The 21,330-nt window shown below is 69.9% G+C and carries 23 protein-coding genes and 1 pseudogene; 14 read left to right on the forward strand and 10 right to left on the reverse strand.

Annotated elements, in window-relative coordinates:
- Positions 1–9: 9 nt before the first annotated feature.
- The 4 genes from H4N64_RS28300 to H4N64_RS28315 form a co-directional block, all read right to left on the reverse strand.
- Positions 10–591, reverse strand: a complete 582-nt coding sequence (locus H4N64_RS28300; protein WP_186285261.1) for a carbonic anhydrase — start codon at positions 589–591, stop codon at positions 10–12.
- A 78-nt stretch (positions 592–669) separates the two neighbouring features.
- Entirely contained in the window at positions 670–1,071 is a 402-nt protein-coding gene (locus tag H4N64_RS28305; protein ID WP_186285262.1) for a hypothetical protein, read from the reverse strand.
- A 267-nt stretch (positions 1,072–1,338) separates the two neighbouring features.
- Complete coding sequence (locus H4N64_RS28310) at positions 1,339–1,764, reverse strand: hypothetical protein (protein ID WP_260860019.1); 426 nt, start codon at positions 1,762–1,764, stop codon at positions 1,339–1,341.
- Between the two features lie 128 nt (positions 1,765–1,892).
- Positions 1,893–2,189, reverse strand: coding sequence for a GYD domain-containing protein (locus H4N64_RS28315; RefSeq protein ID WP_186285263.1), 297 nt, complete (start codon positions 2,187–2,189; stop codon positions 1,893–1,895).
- 304 nt (positions 2,190–2,493) lie between these two features.
- On the opposite strand from H4N64_RS28315, the gene H4N64_RS28320 reads away from it, so the two are divergent.
- Positions 2,494–2,997: a hypothetical protein gene (locus tag H4N64_RS28320; protein WP_186285264.1), complete on the forward strand. Its 504-nt coding sequence runs from the start codon at positions 2,494–2,496 to the stop codon at positions 2,995–2,997.
- On the opposite strand, the gene H4N64_RS28325 is transcribed toward H4N64_RS28320, so the two are convergent.
- Positions 2,992–3,873 carry an arginase family protein gene (locus tag H4N64_RS28325; RefSeq protein ID WP_186285265.1) on the reverse strand — a complete coding sequence of 294 codons (882 nt, stop codon included), beginning with the start codon at positions 3,871–3,873 and terminating at the stop codon, positions 2,992–2,994. The two genes, H4N64_RS28320 and H4N64_RS28325, sit on opposite strands and share 6 nt — an antisense overlap.
- 508 nt (positions 3,874–4,381) lie before the next feature.
- Here H4N64_RS28325 and H4N64_RS45610 point away from each other — a divergent pair.
- Both H4N64_RS45610 and H4N64_RS46445 read left to right on the forward strand, forming a co-directional pair.
- A pseudogene (locus H4N64_RS45610) lies at positions 4,382–5,326 on the forward strand (beta-ketoacyl synthase N-terminal-like domain-containing protein); the annotation flags it as partial.
- A 98-nt stretch (positions 5,327–5,424) separates the two neighbouring features.
- Complete coding sequence (locus H4N64_RS46445; protein ID WP_336246824.1) at positions 5,425–5,913, forward strand: hypothetical protein; 489 nt, start codon at positions 5,425–5,427, stop codon at positions 5,911–5,913.
- A gap of 3 nt (positions 5,914–5,916) precedes the next feature.
- On the opposite strand, the gene ku is transcribed toward H4N64_RS46445, so the two are convergent.
- Positions 5,917–6,948: a non-homologous end joining protein Ku gene (ku, locus tag H4N64_RS28335; RefSeq protein WP_472910308.1), complete on the reverse strand. Its 1,032-nt coding sequence runs from the start codon at positions 6,946–6,948 to the stop codon at positions 5,917–5,919.
- Positions 6,949–7,019: 71 nt separating this feature from the next.
- Here ku and ligD point away from each other — a divergent pair, with 71 nt between their 5' ends.
- Positions 7,020–7,907, forward strand: coding sequence for a non-homologous end-joining DNA ligase (ligD, locus tag H4N64_RS28340; RefSeq protein WP_186285267.1), 888 nt, complete (start codon positions 7,020–7,022; stop codon positions 7,905–7,907).
- Positions 7,908–7,946: 39 nt separating this feature from the next.
- On the opposite strand, the gene H4N64_RS28345 is transcribed toward ligD, so the two are convergent.
- A complete protein-coding gene (locus H4N64_RS28345; RefSeq protein WP_186285268.1) occupies positions 7,947–8,750 on the reverse strand; it encodes a nuclease-related domain-containing protein in 804 nt (267 codons plus the stop codon).
- A gap of 103 nt (positions 8,751–8,853) precedes the next feature.
- Between H4N64_RS28345 and H4N64_RS28350 the strand changes: the two genes are divergently transcribed.
- The 6 genes from H4N64_RS28350 to H4N64_RS28375 all read left to right on the forward strand — a co-directional run bounded on the left by H4N64_RS28350 (position 8,854) and on the right by H4N64_RS28375 (position 15,004).
- Entirely contained in the window at positions 8,854–9,360 is a 507-nt protein-coding gene (locus H4N64_RS28350; RefSeq protein ID WP_186285269.1) for a protein-tyrosine phosphatase family protein, read from the forward strand.
- A gap of 89 nt (positions 9,361–9,449) precedes the next feature.
- The gene (locus H4N64_RS28355; RefSeq protein ID WP_186285270.1) at positions 9,450–10,163 is read left to right on the forward strand and encodes a hypothetical protein; all 714 of its coding nucleotides are present in this window, start codon (positions 9,450–9,452) and stop codon (positions 10,161–10,163) included.
- On the forward strand, positions 10,160–11,407 hold the full coding sequence (locus tag H4N64_RS28360; protein WP_186285271.1) for an ATP-binding protein: 1,248 nt from the start codon (positions 10,160–10,162) through the stop codon (positions 11,405–11,407). The genes H4N64_RS28355 and H4N64_RS28360 overlap by 4 nt, the downstream gene beginning before the upstream one ends.
- Positions 11,408–11,622: 215 nt before the next feature.
- Positions 11,623–12,981 carry an FtsW/RodA/SpoVE family cell cycle protein gene (locus H4N64_RS28365; protein WP_186285272.1) on the forward strand — a complete coding sequence of 453 codons (1,359 nt, stop codon included), beginning with the start codon at positions 11,623–11,625 and terminating at the stop codon, positions 12,979–12,981.
- A complete protein-coding gene (locus H4N64_RS28370; protein ID WP_186285273.1) occupies positions 12,978–14,435 on the forward strand; it encodes a penicillin-binding transpeptidase domain-containing protein in 1,458 nt (485 codons plus the stop codon). Before H4N64_RS28365 ends, H4N64_RS28370 begins: the two co-directional genes overlap by 4 nt.
- Positions 14,436–14,500: 65 nt before the next feature.
- Positions 14,501–15,004, forward strand: a complete 504-nt coding sequence (locus H4N64_RS28375; RefSeq protein WP_186285274.1) for a DUF3291 domain-containing protein — start codon at positions 14,501–14,503, stop codon at positions 15,002–15,004.
- Positions 15,005–15,010: 6 nt separating this feature from the next.
- On the opposite strand, the gene H4N64_RS28380 is transcribed toward H4N64_RS28375, so the two are convergent.
- Positions 15,011–15,643, reverse strand: a complete 633-nt coding sequence (locus H4N64_RS28380) for a Uma2 family endonuclease (protein ID WP_186285275.1) — start codon at positions 15,641–15,643, stop codon at positions 15,011–15,013.
- 80 nt (positions 15,644–15,723) lie between these two features.
- The gene (locus H4N64_RS28385) at positions 15,724–16,836 is read right to left on the reverse strand and encodes a ferritin-like domain-containing protein (protein WP_186285276.1); all 1,113 of its coding nucleotides are present in this window, start codon (positions 16,834–16,836) and stop codon (positions 15,724–15,726) included.
- Between the two features lie 127 nt (positions 16,837–16,963).
- On the opposite strand from H4N64_RS28385, the gene H4N64_RS28390 reads away from it, so the two are divergent.
- From H4N64_RS28390 to H4N64_RS28405, 4 genes are all read left to right on the forward strand, one after another.
- On the forward strand, positions 16,964–17,902 hold the full coding sequence (locus H4N64_RS28390; RefSeq protein WP_186285277.1) for an AurF N-oxygenase family protein: 939 nt from the start codon (positions 16,964–16,966) through the stop codon (positions 17,900–17,902).
- 60 nt (positions 17,903–17,962) lie between these two features.
- Complete coding sequence (locus H4N64_RS28395; protein ID WP_186285278.1) at positions 17,963–18,616, forward strand: TetR/AcrR family transcriptional regulator; 654 nt, start codon at positions 17,963–17,965, stop codon at positions 18,614–18,616.
- A 10-nt stretch (positions 18,617–18,626) separates the two neighbouring features.
- Complete coding sequence (locus tag H4N64_RS28400) at positions 18,627–18,929, forward strand: hypothetical protein (RefSeq protein ID WP_186285279.1); 303 nt, start codon at positions 18,627–18,629, stop codon at positions 18,927–18,929.
- Between the two features lie 103 nt (positions 18,930–19,032).
- Complete coding sequence (locus H4N64_RS28405) at positions 19,033–20,094, forward strand: NlpC/P60 family protein (protein WP_186285280.1); 1,062 nt, start codon at positions 19,033–19,035, stop codon at positions 20,092–20,094.
- Here H4N64_RS28405 and H4N64_RS28410 read toward each other — a convergent pair.
- Entirely contained in the window at positions 20,073–21,320 is a 1,248-nt protein-coding gene (locus H4N64_RS28410; protein ID WP_186285281.1) for a styrene monooxygenase/indole monooxygenase family protein, read from the reverse strand. The genes H4N64_RS28405 and H4N64_RS28410 overlap by 22 nt on opposite strands.
- Positions 21,321–21,330: the final 10 nt, after the last annotated feature.

Raw genomic sequence — 21,330 nt, forward strand, 5'->3', positions numbered from 1 at the left:
CGGTGTCCCTCACAGCGCCTCGAACGTGTCGGTCCCCGCGCGGTGTTCGCGCACGGCTCCGGTGTGCACCTCGTAGTACCAGCCGCGCAGGCTGAGTTGGTCCGCCTGCAGGCGCTTGTCGATGCAGGGGTAGGAGCGCAGCCGCAGCAGCTGCGTCAGGACGTGGTGCTGCACAGCCTCGGCGACCGTCGGGTCGGCCTTGTCGGAGCACTTGGGTTCGTCCGCGGCGTGCGCGAGCCAGTCACGCACGGCGGGGACGGCGTTGAGGTCGTCGCCGCGCACCAGGGCGCCCACGGCTCCGCAGTGCGAGTGGCCGCAGACCACGATGTGCTGGACGCCGAGGGCCTCCACGGCGTACTCGATGGTGGCCGCCTCGCTGGTGGGGTGCTCGGAGGCGTACGGGGGGACGATGTTGCCCGCGGTGCGCAGCTCGAAGAGCTGACCGGGGCGGGCGCCGGTGATCAGGGCCGGGACGACCCGGGAGTCGGCGCAGGTGATGAACAGGACCTCGGGCGACTGGCCTTTGGCGAGGCCGGCGAACTCCTCAGGGCGCTGTCCGAACGTGCGGGCGTTGTCGATGAGGGGTTGCATGATGTGGTGACTCCTCCTGGCGCGCCGTAGAGGCGCGTCGGACGGGCAAGGACAGGTGTGGGGGGACTGCTCTGCTGCTCAGCAGCGGAACACCTGAAGTGCCGCTGGTGAGTGCGCTGCCGAGGATCTCGACATGCGGTAGTGCGCGGTACGGGGTGTGCCCGGCTCGCCCGCATTCGAGGCCCTCTGCCTCTGGTATGGACGGTCGGGTGCCTCGGGTGCACAGTCGGCGGCAGTGCGGTACCGGTCGCGGGTGCGCAGAGGACCGGTCGGGTCCCCGTGGCGGCCGGCGTCCCGGCAGGTGACGATCTCGTCGCGCAGCGCCTTCCCGGAGGACTTGATCCCGGGCTGGCCCTTGGCCACGGCATGACGGGCCGTGTGCGCGGATGCGAAGGATGCGGTGGACGCGAAAACCTGAAGGCCGAGCAGGACGGCGGCGAGGATCGACACCACGGTCCGGGCTGTCGCACCTCGGAACATGAGCCTCCCTCCAGGCAGTTCACGTCTCTAGAGCATGCCAACGCTTGGTCAATGATCAGCCAAGAAACACAATAACCCTGCAAAATCATTTGCAGGGTTAACTCAAGGTTTCGACCTGAAGAGAGCCTGAAAGGCGTGTCGTGGGTGGCGTGAACTCGCTGTCGATGTACTGGGGTTGGTTCCGGTGCGAGGAGAGCGGTGGTTGCGGCGGCGCCCCGGCCGCGCGCAGCCGCCGTTCGGCGGCCTCCCGTGCCTGCGGTGCGGTGATCAGCAGTTCGTCGCCCACAGGGGTGGCAGACGTAGTTCGAAAACGGCCACACCCTTCAGCCGGGAGCCCGGCGCGATGGTGACGGGAAGCACCGCGCTCGTCGTGGTACTCGCCGGTGTCGGTCCACCGCTTGCCTGCCCGGCGAAGATCCCGACCAGCCGACGACCACGAGCCCGCCGGTAGCCGCCCACGTAGGAGACGGCGCTCAGCAGATCCCGCGCGTGGTAGAGGTTTGCCAGCACCCGCGGATCCACCGCAACAGCCGGCTTAGGCACTCGCCAGCGGATCCTCTCCAGCGGATGGCTGCCCAACTCGCCCCGCTCCACGGCGTAGTGGAGCGCATGTACCGGCACCTTGCGCTTGCGGCGCATCGTCTCCACGCCCGCCTCGCCGCCGTCCAGCTTGCGACGCAGCGACTCCAGCACATCAGCCGGTCATCGGCGCAGGTCGCCGCGGCATGGCGAAGCCCCGGGACAGGTCCAGGGGCTTCGGAGCGTCCCGCCGTGGGCGGCTCACTCGTGTACGCGAAACGGGTCCTCGGATCTGAAAGGCCTCAGCCAGTTGCTTTGGCGATGATGCGGTCCATCTCCTCCCGGCCAAAGGCCCGCAGGGTGGTGGAACGGACATTGCCCAACCCGGCGACCTGCAGGAGCACCGCAGTGGCGGTCTCGTCATCGGGCGCCTCTACGACGGCCACGATGTCGTACGGACCGACGGTCCAGTAGAGGCTCAGGACCTTCACCCCCAGCTTCTGTGCCGCCGCGGCGAAGGCCTCGGCGCGCTGCGAGGTGTCCTTGTAGCCCCGGATCCCTTGATCGGTCCAGTTCAGCAACGAGACGTACGTCGACATGATCTTTCACCCCTATGAAGGAGACACAACACATCGTCGATCAATGCTGAGCACCATTGCGCGTAATGCGCATTCAGAGGCAGGCCGGACGAGCGATACGAGCGATGACGATCACTCCTCAAAGCGGTGGCCGGAGGCGACAGCGGCCGGTGGGGGTGCCCGAGGCGCCGGAAGCTTACGGGCCATGGACGACATCGGCACGCAAGCAACAGGATTCGGAACCGGGAATCCTGCCTGACGCTTAAAGGGGGAGGGGTAATGGGGCGCTCTTGCACGAGGGAAAGTGTCGTACTGAGGGAACAAGGTGACGCCTTATTGCGGCGCGCAGGGCGGTGGGGAATTCGCGCAGTCGCTGGACGAGCTTCGCGGCACCCTCCTGGAAGCCGTGGACCATGCCGACGTGCCTGTGGCAGACAGTCGCGAAATCGCCGCAGCATTCGATCAGGTGGCCGAGATATCTCGCCAGGGCGGAATTGATGGAATCGCGTCGTTCTTCGACGAACAGTTCAGTCAGTTCGACGAGATCCTGACGGAGGGACGCGACTGGGGTCGCGAAGGTCACTCACCGCTCGAATGGTGGCAGTGGCTCATCATCATCGGCATTCGGATCCGCAATCTGGGCCGCCTTCTGCTGGGGCACAGTCGCCGCAGGCGGTCCATGGGCTGGTATCTGCCTGGGCTTTGGCTTCTAGGATCCGTCAGAAAGCGGCAATACAGCGGCGAAGGACAGCAAACACGCCTCGTGGACCATCCGTGGACACCTGCCGGGGGCCGACCTGAGGCAGGGCGGGGACGGGGTTCTTTATAGGCCGGCCGCTCTCGTGGACAGTGCCCCGTGGAGGCAGGCCGTGAAGCGGGTCGTGATCGTGCCGGTGGGGTCGAGGTGGGGGTTGAAGATCGTGACGTCCAGGCCCCGGCAGCGGGCGTCGGTGAGCGCGGCCGTGAGGACGTGTTCCAGTTCCGGCCAGGTCAGGCCGTCGGGGACTCGGTAGTCGACGGCCGGCATGACCGTGTCGTGCAGGACGTCGGCGTCCAGATGGGTCCAGTAGGCGGTGGGGAGGTGGGTCAGGGCGTGCCGCGTGGCCGCTTCGATGCCCATCGTGCGGACCTTGGTCAGATCCATCGCGTGCAGGGCGGGAGGCAGCGGCTGCATCCCCGCCTCCGCGGACTGGTGTCCGTCCCGGAAGGCGAAGGCGACCACGTCCTCGTCCTTGAGCAGAGGGCCGCGGCCTTCGAGGTTTGTGAGGACGGTGGGACCGCGCCCTGTCGCCAGGGCCAGTTCCATCGAGGCCGCCTCGCCGTTTGGTTCGGCGGAGGGCTGGTAGAAGTCGGTGTGGCCGTCCAGGAACAGCAGGCCGTGGCGGCCACGGCGGCGCAGGGCCAGCAGGTTGCCCAGCAGGATCGTGCAGTCTCCGCCGAGGACGACCGGGAAGAGGTCCTGGTCCAGGGCGGCTTCTACGGCGTCAGCCAGTTCCGTCGAGTACGCCGCGATGGCCGTGGGGTTGAGTACGCCCGTCTCAGGGTCCCGCCTCGGGTCGAAGTACGGCGGCTCAAGACGGTCCGAGCGGGCCACGTCGAAGCCCTCCAGCAGTCCTGCCCTCAGTAGCGCTGTCGGCAGGTTCGCCACGCCGCTCGGGCGCAGTCCGAGTACCGACGGCGCCTCGATGATCGCCAGGCTCTGCACAGCAGGATCTCCTCTCGGTGACGTGACTGACCGTCATATGCGACCGTGACGTTTCCCACACCGTTTTCGGGAGTCGTCCGGTCAACTCCGGCCGGATCAGAAGCAGTTGAGCGACGTACACCTCCCGCACCCGTCTACGGAACGCAAAGGAACGGGAAGGTTATTGATTCAACTATGGCCTCCGGCGGCCCTGTCCAGTTCACTCGGGACAAGTCCGACAGAACCATTCAAGTCACAGGAAGCTAGTACAGACATGCACCAAGTTCCCATACGTCCGCACTCCGTCAGCGTCGCCGAGGTCATTCCCGGAGATCTGGTCGCCCTGTCGGGCGAAGACGTCCAGCTGCAGCGGTGGTTCGTCGTGATGCACACCCTGCCCGAGTCCCCGGAGACGATCCGGGTGACCCTGCGGCCGCCGCTCGGCGGGGTGGACCGGGATGAACTGCTCGCCCGGGGGCGGGAGGTGACGTTCGCCTGCCGGCGGCTGGATGTCGCGGAGGTTCCGCTGATGTCGTCGGTGCCGCTGGACGGCGTCGAGTTCCGGGACGGGGACCGGGTGACTTCGCTGCGGGCCGTCGATCCGCTGGCCGACGAGGTGCCGTATGTGCGCCGGTGGGGTGTGTGGCATCGGGATCTCGACGCGGACGGCGGCGAACCGGCGTCGGACGACGATGTTCGGCGGTGGGCCGCTGACGCGGATCGGGCCGGGTTCGTCGTACGGCATGAGGCGCGGCCCGTGTCCGAGGCCGCTGCCGTGCCCCGGGCTCGGCGGGTCGTCGTCACCGGGCTCGGGGCCGTGTCGCCGCTCGGGGTCGGGGTCGGGGAGTTGTGGCAGGGGCTGCTCGACGGGCGGCACGGGATAAGGGAGTTGGACGGGGAGGAGTTCGCCGAGCTGCCCGTGCGGGTCGCGGGGGTCGTGCCCGTCGATCCTGCCGAGCTGTTGCCGCGGGCCGCCGCTCGGCGGATGAACCGGGCCGCGCAGTTCGCCGTACTGGCCGCGCGGGAGGCCTGGGCGGATGCCGGGTTCGTCGAGGGCGGGACCCTGGAGAGCGGGATCGATCCTGCGCGGGTGGGGGTGAGTCTCGCGGGGCGATTCTCGGGGACGCGTCCGTGCTCGTCGGTGGGGACCGCAAGCTGCGGGAGAAGGGGCCGCGGGGGGGTGTCGCCGCTCACCACGCCGATGACGGTGCCGTCGCAGGCCGCCTCACAGGTCTCGCTCGACCTGCACATCACGGGCGAGGCGCGGACGGTGACCAGCGCGTGCGCCTCCGGCACGGAGGCCATCGGGGAGGCGGTCGACCGCATACGGTACGGCCGTGTCGACATCGCCCTCGCGGGCGGGGCCGAAGCCGTCGTGACGCCGGCGATCATGGCGTCCTTCGCCTCCATGCGGGCGTTGGCCTCCGGGGGTGTTGACGAGGGGTCGCCCTCCCTGCCGTTCGGGAAGGGGCGGGACGGGTTCGTCAACGGGGAGGGCGCCGGCGTGCTCGTCCTGGAGGCCGAGGAGCAGGCCCTGGCCCGGGGTGCGCGGATCTACTGCGAGGCGGCGGGGTGGGGGCTGTCCGCCGACGCGCATCACATGGCCGCGCCCGATCCGTCCGGGAGCGGGGTCGCGCTGGCGCTGCGGCGGGCGGTGCGGGACGCCGGGGGGCATGTGGTGGACGTAGTGCGCACATCAACGCCCATGCCACGGCCACGGTCGAGGGCGATCTCGCGGAGGCGGGGGCCTTGCGGGCGGTGTTCGGGGGCCGTGCCGTGCCGGTCACCGCGCTCAAGGGGCATCTGGGGCATCTGCAGGGGGCCGCGGGTGGAGTGGAGGCCGTGGCCGCCGTACTCACGCTGCATCACGGGGTGGTGCCGCCGACCGTGGGGAACGGGGAGGTCGACGATGCGATGGGGCTGGACGTGGTGAGGGGGGTGCCTCGGGAGTTGCCGGTACAGGGGGATCTGGTGCTCAGCAACTCGTTCGGGTTCGGGGGGCACAACGCGGTGCTGGCGTTGCGGCGGGTGGGGTGGGGGACGGCCCGGAAGCCGGCCTGAGAGTCACGCCGACCGCTTGCGGGCCGACGTCTTCTTCGCCGACGTCTTCTTCGCCGTCGTCTTCTTCGCCGTGGTCTTGCTCGTCGATGTCGTCTTCTTCGCCGATGTCGTCTTCTTCGTCGTCGACTTCTTCGCGGAGGCCGTCTTCTTCGCTGCCGTCTTCTTCGTCGCGGACGTCGACTTCTTGCCCGTCGTCTGCTTCGGGGTGGCGCGGGTCGTCTTGCGTTGCGGGAGCCGGGTGACCTCCGCCGGTTCCTCGCCCCGCGACTCCTTGGCCTCGCGGACGCTCTTCTCCAGGGCCGCCATCAGGTCCAGGACCTTGCCGGCCTTGGCCGGTTCGGGGGCCTCGCGGGGGATCTCGCCGGCGGCCTTCGCCGCGATGACCTCCTCCACCGCCTCGCGGTACTCGTCGTGGAGGTCCTCCAGGTCCACCTCGCCCAGGGTGTCCATCAGGGCGTCCGCCAGGTCCAGTTCCTTGTCGCGGACCGTCACGTCCACGTCGGGCGCCACGCCCTCGGGGGCACGGACCTCGTCCGGCCAGAGAAGGCCGTGCATGGCGATCGCGTCGCCCACGACCCTGAGCATGCCCAGGCGTTCCCGGCCGCGGAGGGCGAACTTGGCGATGGCGACCTTGTTGCTGCGCTTGAGCGCCTCCCGCAGCAGCGTGTACGGCTTCGCCGCCGGGGCGCCGCTCGCCGCCAGGTAGTACGCCGCGTCCATCTGGAGCGGGTCGATACGGTCCTCCGGGACGAAGGCCACGATCTCGATCGTCTTCGCCGTCGGGATCGGCAGCTGCGCCAGGTCGTCGTCGGTGATCGGGACGATCGTGCCGTCCGCGTCCTCATACCCCTTGCCGATCTCCGACTGGGTGACCTCGCGGTCCTCCAGTTCGCAGAACTTCCGGTACCGGATGCGCCCGCCGTCCTCCGTATGGATCTGCCGGAAGGAGATCGAGTGGCTCTCGGTCGCGTTCACGACCTTGATCGGGATGCTGACCAGACCGAACGAGATGGCGCCGTTCCATATGGATCTCACGTGCAGCACCCTTTCGCCGGGTTAGTCATATTTCAGATCACTTCATCCCATTTTCATGGGATTCTCATCGTATGACGCCGATCACAGAGGTGGAGGGGCGACGGCTCGCGCTCAGCAACCTGGAGAAGGTGCTGTACCCGGCGACCGGCTTCACCAAGGGTGAGGTGCTGCACTACTACGCCACCACCGCCGACGTGTTGCTGCCCCATCTGCGTGACCGGCCGGTCTCCTTCCTGCGCTACCCGGACGGGCCGGACGGACAGGTCTTCTTCACCAAGAACGTGCCGCCCGGTACCCCCGAGTGGGTCACCACCGCCGAGGTCCCCCGTTCGGAGGGGCCGGCCCGGATGGTGCTCGTACAGGATCTGCCGAGTCTGATGTGGGCGGCGAACCTGGTCACCGAGTTCCACACCCACCAGTGGGTCGCCGAGGCGCCCGGCGCCGCCGACCGGCTGGTCTTCGACCTGGACCCCGGCACCCCGGCGACGATCGTGGAGTGCTGCGAGGTCGCCCTGTGGCTGCGCGAACGGCTCGCCGTGGACGGGATCGAGGCGTACGCGAAGACCTCCGGGTCGAAGGGGCTGCATCTGCTGGCCGCGGTCCGGGGTTCGTCCTCCGACCAGGTGTCGGAGTACGCCAAGGGGCTGGCGATGGAGGCCGAGAAGGCCATGCCGCGGCTGGCCCTGCACCGGATGACCCGCAGCCTGCGCCCCGGGAAGGTCTTCGTCGACTGGAGCCAGAACGCCGCCCGCAAGACCACCGCCACCCCCTACACCCTGCGCGCCCGCCCCGAACCCTGGGTGTCCGCGCCGGTCACCTGGTCCGAGGTCGAGGAGTGCCGGTCACCCGACAGGCTGGCCTTCACCGCGCCGGACCTCGCCCCCCGTATCCAGGACTACGGCGATCTGCTCGCCCCGCTCCTCGCCCAGGACCGGGCGGGGACGCTGCCCCGGAGCTGACGGCGGCCGACTTCAACCGGGACGTGAGCGGCCCGTGGACTAGACGCGCTCCCAGATCCGCCGGTCCCGCGCCATCGCGTGCAGGGCCTCCACGTCCGCCGGTTTGAGGACTCCTCCCTGTCGGGCCAGCTCCCCGAGGTTCGTGTCCTGGAGGATGCGGACCTCGCGGAGAGGGCCGGTGACCGAGACGTCCGCCGGGCCCGCGAGGGCCAGGACCGGGTGGACCTCGGCTGTCAGGGCGTACGACGCCCGGTCGGCGTGGGAGCGGATACGGCGCAGGAGTGGCTGCGGTTCCCGGCGGCCGATCGCGAGCATCGGATCCGCGACCCTGATGCGCTGCTTGCGGGCATACAGGGTGTGGATCGCGAACAGCCCCGCCGGGCCGATCGCCAGGTGATGGATCCGCGCTCCGCCGGGCAGCGGGATCGAGTGCAGGGTGTGCCAGCCCGCGCCGTCCAGGCGGTCCAGGGCCTCCCCCACCGTCTGCTCGGCGGTGAGCGCGTGGCGCCTGGGGTCGGTGCGGAGGCGGCGGGACGGTCCCGGGTCGCGGTCCAGGGCGATCAGGAGCGCCTCGCCGGGGCGGTTGGGTGCCAGGTCGTCGTCCGGGTGGAGGGCGAGACGGGCCAGTTCGGCCGGGGTCGGGACCGGCGGCGGCCCCACCGTGACCGGGCCGGTGAGGAACGGGCCCAGGACTTCCAGGACGTCCTCCCGGCGCTCGTCGCTGAGCAGGATGACCCTGGCGGCCTCACGGTCGTACCACGCGATGTTCCTGCCGTCCGTGAGGCAGACGTACAGCCGTTCCTGGCCGTGGCGCCAGGTCGGCACGACACGCAGTGCGCTCATGCACCATCACCCCTATGACCATGGGAACAGGCGGGGTGCTCCAGGGGCAAGAACCCGGTTACCTTTGAGAGGAGTTGGGAGGGGAAGTTGGGGGAGGCGCCAATTGCGTACCCGCAGGAAGCAACCCGACGTTCCTGCTCCGGACACCCGGTGGGACGAGATCGTGCCCGGCCTGTGGATGGGCGGTCATGAGTTCCGGGCGGTGGCGGGGCAGCTGGAGTTCGTTGTCGTGCGGGACGAGTTCGATCTCGTACAGACGCTGCTGCGGCTGCCGGGGCACGGGCCCGACGGCAGTGTGGAGCACCATGTGTGGCCCATCCCGGACGGGCCGCTGGACGGGACGCAGCTCGCGGGCGTGATCCGGCTCGCGCAGGCCGCCGGTGAGGCGCTGGACGCGGGCCGGTCGGTCCTGGTGCGCTGCTATCACGGGTACAACCGCTCGGGTCTGGTCGTCGCGCAGACGCTGATGAGACGGGGGCACTCCGTCGAGGAGGCGATCCGGCTGATACGGTCCCGGCGCTCGCCCTGGGCCCTGCACAATGACCTCTTCGTCGAGTACCTGCGCGCGGGTCTTTCCACCGCCCGGCTGCTGGAGGAGCTCACCGAGTGATCGCTCCGGCCCACCCGGGCGGGCAAAAGGTACTTACCCAAGAATAAGGTGTACGGGGCCACCGCTCACCTCTGAACCACAGGAGCACCGTGCCCCGCAGCCGTGTCCGTACGACCGCCGCCGTCGCCCTGCTGATGGCGACCGCCGCGGGCTGCGGTGACGCCGGCGGGCTCCAGGGCGCGGGCGCCACACCGACCGCGGTCAGCCCGGCCCGGCTCTGGCCGGAGCTCACGCCCGCCTCCAGCCCGGCCTTCGAGATCGGCGAGGTGACCACCGAGGTCGTCAAGGGCGTCGACGTGCCCGGCGACGACATCCGCAAGGCGGACCCGGTCGCCGTCGTCCGCGCCGAGATCGCCGCGAACCCCGACGACTACGAGGGCGCCAAGGCGCCGTACCGCGAGACGGACCGCAGGATGGCCGACTGCGACCCGGGCGGCGAGGACACCCGCTGTCCCGTCCTCACGCCGTACTACCGCGACCTCGACGGCGACGGGCACGAGGACCTGACGCTCGGCTTCCGGCTCCTGCCCGACCAGCTGACCGCGATCCGCGTCTACACCGTCCAGAAGCACCGGCTGGTCCGGGTCATGTCCTACGACGACGCCGTGAGCGCGGTCGAACTGGCTGGGCGGTCCGTGATCGTCCGCGCGCCCTCGGAGGTCGCGGGGTACGAGTACCGGCTGCAGTGGACCTGGGACGCGCAGGCCAACGCGATGCTGCTGACCCACGACGAGATGCTGCGCACCGGCGAGCGCAAGCCCTCGCCGCGCCCCTCCGCCACTCCCTCCGCGAGCGGCCGATGAGGCTCTCGCTGCCCCGCTGGGCCGGGACGCTCGCCACCAAGGCCGCCGTGTTCATCACCGTGATGTGCTGCGCGCTGACCGCGCTGCTCGGTGTGCTCGTGCATGTCTCGGTGACCAACCAGACCGTCGGCCGCGCCCGCACCGAGGCGCTCTCCCGGCTGACCGACGCGACGACGGCGTTCGAGGCCGGGGACCGGCTGATGCCGGGCGCGGGCGTCGATCCGCCGGGGCTGCCCGGGGCGCTGCGGGAGCTGGCGGTCGCCGGGGACCGCGGCACGATGGTCGCCGACCACGAGGGCCGGCCGACCATGTGGGCGGCGGGCCCGGCCGACGGCGCTCGGGCACTGGCCGTCCAGGTCGACTACTCCCAGCAGGCCCGCACGATCGACGGTCTGGACCGGGCGATCCTGTGGTCCTCGGGGCTGGCGATCGGGGCGACGCTGCTGGTGGGCGCGCTGGCGGTGACCCGGGTGACCCGACGGCTGCACACCACGGCTCAGGTGGCACGGCGGATCAGCGGCGGCGATCTGGACGCGCGCGTGGACGATCCCCGGACGAAGGATCCCTCACGGCCGCAGGACGAGGTGGCCGCCGTCGCCGCCGCGCTGGATTCCATGGCGGGGTCGTTGCAGGGGAAGCTTCAGGCCGAGCAGCGGTTCACGGCGGATGTGGCGCATGAGCTGCGGACGCCGTTGACGGGGCTGCACGCGGCGGCGGAGCTGTTGCCTCCGGGGCGGCCGACGGAGTTGGTGCGGGACCGGGTGGCCGCGTTGCGGACGCTCACCGAGGATCTGCTGGAGATCTCGCGGCTCGACACCGGGCGGGAGCGGCTGGAAGTGGACACCGAGCAACTGGGGGCGTTGGCCGAGCGGGTGGTGCGGGCGGCCGGGAGCCGTACGGAGGTTGTCGTCCTGCGGGACGTCGCGGTCGAGACGGATCGGCGGCGCCTGGAGCGGGTGCTGGGGAACTTGGTGGCCAATGCGCATCGGCATGGGCGGGGGCCGGTGGTGGTGACGGTGGACGGTCCTCGGGTGACTGTTCGGGATCATGGGGACGGATACCCGGCGTATCTGCTGGAACATGGACCGCAGCGGTTTCGTACGGAGGGTGGGGCCCGGGGGCATGGGCTGGGGCTGACCATCGCGTTGGGGCAGGCGGAGGTGTTGGGGGCGCGGCTTGCTTTCGCGAATGCGGAGGCTGGTGGGGCCTTGGCGACACTCTCCCTGTCGGCGGGTGTCGGCTAGGGGCTTTCCGGATGGCCCATGTGGAGAGGTGACTGGCGCATTACACGGGCGTGGTCACCGCCAACACCCTGATCCTGCACAGCGCGCCCAACCGGTGCGGCCGGCCCCCATCCTGGGCCTGGGGGTCGGCCCGGTACATCAACACATCGGGCCCGCGCCACGCTGGTGCTGATCCGCAAGGCACACAAGACGCCCGATTTGGGTAAGTTCCGGACATGAGCAAGGCCGGAACCACCGTGGCACGAGCGGACGCACCCGCTCCCGCCGTCCGCCTCCCCCGACGCCGTGGCATCGAACTGGCCCTCATCGTCGTGGCCGTCCTGCTCTCCGTGTACGGCTACTGTGCCGTCGGTCTCGCCCGCGACGGCACCGTCCCGCCCGGCGCCGTCGGTTACGGCGCCGGGCTCGGCGTACTGGCGCTGGTAGCCCACTTGGCGGTGCGGTTCAGGGCGCCGTACGCGGACCCGCTGCTGCTGCCGATCGGCGTGCTGCTCAACGGTCTCGGGCTGGTGCTGATCTACCGGCTCGACCTGGAGACCCCGGGCGACCGGGCGGCGCCCGCCCAACTCGTGTGGTCCACGCTGGGGGTGGCATTCTTCATCGTGACGGTCGTGCTGTTGCGCGACCACCGGGTCCTTCAGCGTTATGCGTACGTCTGTGTGGTCGCCGCCCTCGGGCTGCTGACCCTGCCGATCCTGTTCCCCGCCGTGAACGGCGCCCGGATCTGGATCCGGATCGCGGGATTCTCCATCCAGCCGGGCGAGTTCGCCAAGGTGCTGCTTGCGGTGTTCTTCGCCGCGTATCTGGCCGCGAACCGGGGGGCGCTGGCCTATGCGGGCCGTCGGGTGTGGCGGCTGCAACTGCCGACCGGGCGGGTGCTCGGACCGATCGTGGCGATCTGGCTGCTGAGCGTCGGGGTCCTGATCCTCGAACGGGACCTCGGGACCTCGCTGTTGTTCTTCGGGCTGTTCGTGGTCCTGCTGTACGTCGCCACCGGGCGCACCGGGTGGATCGCGGTGGGGCTGCTGCTGGCCGCGCTGGGGGCGGTGGCCGTGGGGTGGCTGGAGCCGCATGTGCACAGCAGGGTCGAGGACTGGCTGCATCCCTTCGCCTCGATCGAGGCCGGGCAGGGCCCGAACCAGCTCTCCCAGTCGCTGTTCGCCTTCGCGGCGGGCGGCATGCTCGGCACCGGCCTCGGGCTCGGCCACTCCGTGCTGATCGGGTTCGCCGTCAAGTCGGACTTCATCCTGGCCACGGCGGGCGAGGAGCTGGGCCTGGCCGGACTGTCCGCGATCTTCCTGCTCTACGGCCTGCTGGTGGAGCGCGGTTACCGGGCGGGCGTCACGCTGCGCGACGCCTTCGGGCAGTTGCTCGCGGTGGGGTTGGCCTCGATCGTGGCGCTCCAGGTGTTCGTGATCGCGGGCGGGGTGACCGGTCTGATCCCGCTGACCGGGATGGCGATGCCGTTCCTGGCGCAGGGCGGCTCCTCCGTCGTCACCAACTGGGCGATCGTGGCGCTGCTGGTCCGGGTGAGCGACTCGGCACGGCGGCGGCACGACGAGGAGGCGCCGTGACCCGGCATATCCGGCTCGCGGCCGTCTTCTGCGCCCTGCTGCTGGCCGCGCTCCTGGTGAACGCCACCCGTATCCAGGTCTTCGAGGCCGGCGCCTACGACGACAACTCCGCCAACCGTCGGGGGACCATCGCCCGGTACGGCCAGCCGCGCGGCGACATCCTGGTCGGCGGCCGCCCGATCACCGGCTCCAAGGACACCGGCGAGCAGCTCCGCTATGAACGCACCTATCTGGACGGCCCGTTGTACGCGCCGGTGACCGGCTTCGCCTCGCAGGTGTACGGCACGTCGTTCCTGGAGCACACCGAGGACGGGGTGCTGTCGGGGGCGGACCCGATGCTGTCGCCGTTCCCGCTGCTGAACGACCTGACCCGGGCCCGGAATCCGGGCGGCGACGTGGTGACGACGCTGCGCGCGGCGGCGCAGCGGGCGGCCTACGACGGGCTCGCCGGACGCAAGGGCGCGGTGGCGGCGATCGAGCCGTCGACGGGCCGGATCCTGGCGCTGGTGTCGACGCCCTCCTACAACCCGGAGGCGCTCTCGGGGAACGGACCGACGGTGTCCCGGTCCTGGATCGGGCTGAACGAGGACCCGGACAAGCCGATGCTCAACCGGGCGGTACGGCAGACGTATCCGCCGGGGTCGACCTTCAAGGTGGTGACCGCGGCGGCGGCGCTGGACGCGGGGGTGGTCACGGATGTCGACGAACCGACGGACTCCCCCGACCCGTACCCCCTGCCGGGTACCTCGACGAGCCTGACGAACGAGGCGAAGGGGTGCGCGGACGCGTCGCTCCGGGCCGCCTTCGAGTGGTCCTGCAACACGGTGTTCGCGAAGCTGGGGGTGCGGGTGGGGGTGGCCGATCTGACGGCCACCGCGCAGGCGTTCGGGTTCAATGACACGGGGGTGCGGATCCCGTACTCGGTGGCGCCGAGCACCTTCGACACCTCGGTCGACCGGGCGCAGCTCGCGCTGTCGGCGATCGGTCAGTACAACACGCGGGCGACGCCTTTGCAGATGGCGATGGTCGCGGCGGCGGTGGCGAACGGGGGGCAGATGCGGGCGCCGTATCTGGTGGAGCGGACGACGCGGTCGGGCGGGGCGACACTGGCGACGGCCGGATCACGTCCGGTACGGCAGGCGATGCATCCGGGGACCGCGGTACGGCTGCGGGAGCTGATGACGGACGTGGTGCGGGAGGGCACCGGTGCGAACGCGGCGATCCCGGGGGTGACCGTCGGCGGCAAGACGGGCACCGCCCAGCACGGGATCGGCAACTCCGGGACGCCGTACGCCTGGTTCGTGTCGTGGGCGCAGGGTGAGCGGGACATGGAACCGCGGGTGGCGGTCGCCGTGGTGGTGGAGGACGCGGAGGCGGACCGTGGGGAGATCAGCGGGGGCGGGGACGCGGCACCGATCGCTCGGGCCGTGATGGAGGCGGTGCTCAACTCCTAGGTGGGGGTTCTCGGTTGATGAGACGGGGGTACCGAGCGCCGGGCTCCCGACCTAACGTTCGGTCCATGACTTCAGCCGCGTACCAACTCGCCCAGGTGAACATCGCCCGCCTCAAAGCCCCTCTGGACTCCCCGCAGTTGAAGGACTTCGTCGACGCGCTGGACCCGGTGAACGCGGACGCCGACACGGCGGACGGCTTCGTCTGGCGCCTTCAGTCCGAGGCGGGCGACGCCACGGACATCCCCGTCTTCGGGGACGAGTGGCTGATCATCAACATGTCGGTGTGGCGGGACGCCAATGCCCTGACGGCGTACATGTACCAGGGCCGCCACCGGGAGATGCTGGCCCGCCGCAGGGAGTGGTTCGAGAAGCTGCAGGAGGCGACCGCGACCCTGTGGTGGGTCCCCGCCGGCCACCGCCCCACGGTCGCGGAGGCGGAGTCCCGCCTCCTGCACCTGCGCACCCACGGCCCGACCCCGTACGCCTTCACCCTGCGCACGTCGTTCCCGGCGCAGGGTGCGGAGCCGGTGGCGCTGGAGGTGCCGGAGGGGCTGGGCTGCTCGGCCTAGGGAAGGTCAGGCCTGGGGCTCCGGGGTGGGCTCGGGGCCCCGCCGTCGGCGGTTGATCGCGGTGAGGTCGATGTCGATGGGGAACGGGGCGGAGAGCGTGAGCTTGTCGTGGAAGATGCCCGTGAGACCGTACGCCTGCGTCGCCGTGTCGAGTTCGAAGACGTAGACCACCGGAAGGCCCTCGTTCTCTTCGACGCGCCAGTAGTACGGGATGCCAGCTTGCGCGTACTTCCTCGGCTTGACCTCCCGGTCGCGGTCCTCCGAGTCCTCCGAGACGACCTCAATGGCGATCACGACGTCCTCCGGCCGGTACCAGGTCTGCTTCGGACCGGTGTCGGCGCCGGCGCGGAAGACCAGAACGTCGGGCTCCGGCCGATTGCGCTTGTTGAGCTTGATGGTCATCTCCCGGATGACGTCCAGTTCGTCCGGGACCTGATCCAGCAGGCTGTTGTCCAGCAAACGGATGGCACGCGAGTGGAAATTGGTCTGCGGACTCACGAAAACGAGGCTCCCGTCGATCAACTCCGTGTGCGGAGGAAGATTGGGAAGCTCGTCGAGGTCGTCCGCCGTCCAGCCACCCTCCGGGGGACGAGCCCACTGGTAGTCGTCGTCCAGCCCGTAGTCGCGTGCGGCGCTCATGGTTGCTCCCATGTGACGGAGTCTGCTGGCACTGCCAGCGTACCCAGACGCATATGCCGAATCGCCCATCGAACGAGTGATCAACCCGTGAGGCGTTGACCCTCCTCGATCGCCTCCCGCACCTCCGCCACCCGCTCCCGCTCCTCCCCCGCGAACCGCTCCGCGTCCAGCCTCTCGGCGATCTCCTCGTCCTCGGCCATCAGCCGGTCCAGGTTGGAGTCGCCCATCTCGAAGGCGCCCATGTCGACGTAGGCCTGTTGCAGGCGCTTGCCCCACAGGCCGATGTCCTTGACGCAGGGGACGATGCGGGAGAACAGCAACCGGCGGAAGAGGGCCAGGAATTCGGACTGTTCGCTGTACTCCTCCGCCTCCGCCTTCGGGATGCCGAAGTTCTCCAGGACCTCGACTCCCCGCAGGCGGTCGCGCATCAGATGGCAGCCCTCGATGACGAACTCCTCGCGTTCGCGCAGTTCGGCGTCGGTGAGCTGCTTGTAGTAGTCGCGCAGTGCCATCCGACCGAAGGCCACATGGCGGGCCTCGTCCTGCATGACGTAGGCGAGGATCTGCTTGGGGAGGGGCTTGTCGGTGGTGTCGCGGATCATGCCGAACGCGGCGAGGGCGAGGCCCTCGATGAGGACCTGCATGCCGAGGTACGGCATGTCCCAGCGGCTGTCGGCGAGCGTGTCGCCCAGCAGGGACCGGAGGTTGTCGTTGACCGGGTAGAGCATCCCGATCTTCTCGTGCAGGAAACGGCCGTAGATCTCGGCGTGCCGGGCCTCGTCCATGGTCTGGGTCGCCGAGTAGAACTTCGCGTCCAGGTCGGGGACCGACTCCACGATGCGGGCGGCGCAGACCATCGCGCCCTGTTCGCCGTGCAGGAACTGGCTGAACTGCCAGGAGGCGTAGTGCTTGCGCAGCTCCCCCTTGTCGGCTTCCGTCATCTTCGCCCAGTGCCGGGTGCCGTAGAGCGACATCGCCTCGTCGGGGGTGCCGAGCGGGTCGTGGGGGTCGACCTCCAGGTCCCAGTCGATCCGCCGCTGCCCGTCCCACTGCTTGTCCTTGCCCTTCTGGTAGAGGGCGAGCAGACGGTCGCGGCCGTCGTCGTACTCCCAGGCGAAGCGGGCCGCGCCGGTCGCCGGCACCTGCCAGAGACGGTCCCCCGGGTCCTTGGCGTACAGGTCGTATGTCGGCATGTCCCGCAGAGTCCCGCTCGGTAGACGCGGGGTCAACAAGTGCCGCGCGAGGGATTGACGGGCTTACTGACAAGCAGTCTCATAAGGGGACGGAGGATGTGACCCCGGGTAACGAATTGGGAGAACGATGACGACCCTCACGGAAGCCGACGCGCTCGAAGGCCTGCGCGACGCGCTGGGCCTGCTCAAGGACCGGGAGCAGGTGGCCGAACGGCTGCTCGACTCCTCCGCGAAGCACTCCTTCGACCCCGACAAGGAGCTGGACTGGGACGCGCCCTTCGAGGAGGGCAAGTGGTTCTGGCCGCCGGAGCTGGTGTCGCTGTACGACACGCCGATCTGGAAGCGGATGAGCGAGGAGCAGCGGATTCTGCTCTCGCAGCACGAGGCGGCGGCGCTGGCCTCGCTGGGGATCTGGTTCGAGCTGATCCTGATGCAGCTGCTGGTGCGGCACATCTACGACAAGGCGGCGACGAGCGCGCATGTGCGGTACGCGCTCACCGAGATCGAGGACGAGTGCAGGCACTCGAAGATGTTCGCGCGGCTGATCTCGCGCGGGGAGACGCCCTGGTACCCGGTGAGCCGGGTGCATCAGAATCTGGGGCGGCTGTTCAAGACGATCTCCACGACTCCGGGATCCTTCACGGCGACGCTGCTCGGCGAGGAGGTCCTGGACTGGATGCAGCGGCTGACGTTCCCGGACGAGCGGGTGCAGCCGTTGATCCGGGGCGTCACACGGATCCATGTGGTGGAGGAGGCCCGGCATGTTCGCTACGCCCGTGAGGAGCTGCGGCGGCAGATGCTGACGGCGCCGAAGTGGTCGCAGGAGTTCACCCGGGTCACGTCCGGGGAGTTCGCGCGGGTGTTCTCGGTGGCGTTCGTGAATCCCGAGGTCTACACGAATGTGGGGCTCGACAAGCGGGAGGCCGTGGCGCAGGTGCGGGCGAGTGGGCATCGGCGGGAGGTCATGCAGACCGGGGCGAAGCGGTTGACGGACTTCCTGGACGACATCGGGGTGCTGCGGGGGGTCGGGCGGCGGTTGTGGCGGTCGTCGGGGCTGCTGGCGTAGGAAGGCCCCGACCGGCCGCAGGCTGCGTGGGTACGGCCGACGGCGGTTACGCTGCACGTCATGAGCTCCTCGGCACCCACTCCCGCCTATCGACGTCTCAGTGTCGAGGAGCGGCGCAGTCAGTTGCTTGCCGCCGCGCTGTCCCTGTTCGCTCATCGGGCGCCCGAGGAGGTCTCGCTCGATGATGTGGCGGAGGCCGCCGGGGTGTCACGGCCGCTGGTGTACCGGTACTTTCCCGGCGGCAAGCAGCAGCTGTACGAGGCCGCCCTGCGCTCCGCCGCCGAGGAGCTCCAGCAGTGCTTCGACGAGCCCCGTGAAGGTCCCTTGATGCCCCGGCTCGGGCGGGCCCTCGATCGGTATCTGACCTTCGTCGACGAGCACGACGCCGGGTTCAGCGCGCTGCTCCAGGGCGGCAGTGTCGTCGAGACCTCCCGGACCACCGCCATCGTCGACGGAGTGCGCCGGGCGGCCGCCGAGCACATCCTCAGCCATCTTCAGGTCACCGCACCCGGGCTCCGGCTCCGGATGACCGTCAAGGTGTGGATCACCGCCGTGGAGGCGGCCTCGCTCCTCTGGCTCGACGAGGGCAAGCAGATCCCCGTGGACGAACTGCGCGACTGGCTCGTCGACCAGTTCGTCGCCGTGCTCTCCGTGACCGGCGCCCGCGACCCGGGGACCGCCGCGCTGGTCCGGGCGCTCACCGAGGATGGCTGACACTGGTGCCGTGAAGAGCGAAGACACCCCCTTCGAGGGCGGGCCCATGGACGGGCGGGTGCTGCCCGTACTGCTGGGGATCACCGGGCATCCGCCCAAGACGTACCGCATCCCCGTCCCGGACCCCGACGGCGGTCCGCCCACCGTGCTCGTCTACCGGCGCGTGCCCCGCGTCGAGGGCCGGCCCGTCGGGCTCACCCGGCGCTGGAAGTACACGTACGACCCCGAGGGGCGACTGGAGAGTCGGCTGAAGTGGCCCTGGTCGAAGCCAGACGCCACGCCGGGCGGCAAGCCGGACGACGCGGACGAGTGACCCGGTTGCGCCGAACCGCGCACACCCCGCGCGCGGACGACGAGCGTCCGTCTGATGCTCGCGGTGCGGAGCAGAGGGGCTGCTCCGCACCGGAGGTGATGACGTGTCAGGAAGGCTTCTGCGTCTGGTGTGTACGGCGGCGACGGCGGTCGGCACGGTCCTCGCGCCGGTCCCGGCTCTGGCCGTCCCCGAGCCCGGGGAATCCTCCGTCTCCCGGCTGCTGACGGATCTTCAGCGGCTGTACCGGGAAGCCGAGCGGGCCACCGAGACCTACAACGCCACCGAGGAGAAGCTGAACAAACAGCGCGCCGAGGTCAAACGCCTGGACGGGGAACTCGCCCGGGTCCGCCTCTCCCTGCACGACAGCAGGGGCGCGGCGGGGCGGCTGGCCCGGCAGCAGTACCAGGGCAGCACCGAGATCTCCTCGTACGTACGACTGCTACTCGCCCGTGATCCGCAGCACGCGCTCGATCAGGGGCATGTGATCGGGCAGTTGGCGCGGGAGCGGGCCGAGACGGTGGGGCGGCTGACCGGGAGCGAGCGCAAGGCCGACGGTCTCGCGCGCGAGGCCCGCACGGCGCTCGACAAGCAGCTCGCCCTCGCCGAGCGGCAGAAGAAGGACCGGGACGAGGTGCAGGGGCGGCTGAAGGACGTCGAGGAGCTGCTCGTCTCGCTCAGCCCCGAACAGCTCGTCGAGATCGCCGAGTTGGAGAAGAAGGGCATCGACAAGGCCCAGAAGGACCTCGTCACCTCCGGGGCGCTCAGCAGCGAGCGCAGACCGTCCGGCGCGGGTGACCGGGCGGTGCGCTATGCCATGGGGCAGCTCGGGAAGCCGTACGAGTGGGGCGCGGAGGGCCCGAGGACGTACGACTGCTCAGGCCTCACCTCCCAGGCCTGGGATCACGCGGGCACCCCGATCCCCCGCACCAGCCAGGAACAGTGGGCGCAGCTCCCGAGAGTTCCGCTGAAGGAACTGCGCCCCGGCGACCTGGTGATCTACCACCGCGACGCCACCCACGTGGCCATGTACCTGGGCAGGGGCAAGGTGGTCGAGGCTCCCAGAACGGGCGAGAGGGTCAAGGTGTCGCCGATGGCGTCCTACCCGATCCTGGGGGCCGTACGTCCGGACGAGCCGCCGGCTGATCAGGCCAGCGAAGCCAGGTAGGCCTCGGTCTTCTCGGGCTCGTAGAAGAAGTTCTCGAAGTCGGCCGGGTCGTTGAAGGCGTTGGCGAAACGGTCCGCCGCCGGCTGGAGCTGGCCTGCCGCGCCGATCAGGTTGAGGATGTGCTCCGGCGGCGGGGCCAGCATCGCGTTGGTCCACTTGGTGACGTGCTGCGCGGTTGCCCAGTAGCGGTCGAACGCGGACTGCATCCACTCCTCGTCGAACGGCTTGTCACCGTGTTCGAGGATCGAGGCCAGATACGCCGCCGCGCACTTGGACGCCGAGTTGGAGCCCTGACCGGTGATGGGGTCGTTGGCGACGACCACGTCGGCGACGCCCAGGACCAGGCCGCCGCCGGGAAGACGGCCGATCGGGTTGCGGACGGTGGGCGCGTAGCGGCCGGCCAAGGTGCCACCGGCATCCGTGAGTTCGACCTTCGTCGCCCGCGCGTACTCCCACGGCGTGAACTTCTCCATGAGTTCCAGGGTCAGGGAGAGGTGTTCCGCCGGGTCCTTGACGCCGTTGAACACGTCCAGCGGGCCGCCGGGTATGCCCTCCCAGAACAGGATGTCGGCGCGTCCTGACGTGGTGAACGTCGGCATGATGAACAGCTCGCCGACACCGGGGACCAGATTGCAGCGGACCGCGTCGAACTCCGGGTGCTCGGGACGCGGGCCGAGGCCGTGGACGTAGGCCACCGCGAGGGCGCGCTGCGGCTCGCTGTACGGGGAGCGCTCCGGGTCCCGGGCGAACATGGAGACCAGCTCGCCCTTGCCGGCCGACACCAGCACCAGGTCGTACGTACGGGAGAAGTAGTCGAGGTCGCCGACCGCCGCGCCGTGGATGACCAGCTGGCCGCCGCGCTGGGCGAAGGTCTCCATCCAGCCGGCCATCTTCACGCGCTGGTCCACGGACTGGGCGTACCCGTCGAGGTGGCCCACCCAGTCGATCGCGCGGGCCGCGGGGCCCTCGGCCCATGAGCCCGGTGCCGCCACCGAGACGCCGAGTCCCTCGATCTTCGGGGCCTGGGACTCCCAGAAGTTCAGCTGGAGATCGCGCTCGTGCTGAAGGGCGGTGTGGAACATGCACTGCGTCGACATGACCCGGCCGGTGCGAATCTCGTCCGCGGTCCGGTTGGACATGAGGGTGACCTCGTACCCGTTCGACTGGAGTCCGAGGGCGAGCTGGAGGCCGGACTGGCCGGCCCCGACGACGAGTATCTTCCGCATGCGGGTGGTG

The organism is Streptomyces cupreus (assembly GCF_014257025.1).
Taxonomy (GTDB): Bacteria; Actinomycetota; Actinomycetes; order Streptomycetales; family Streptomycetaceae; genus Streptomyces; species Streptomyces cupreus.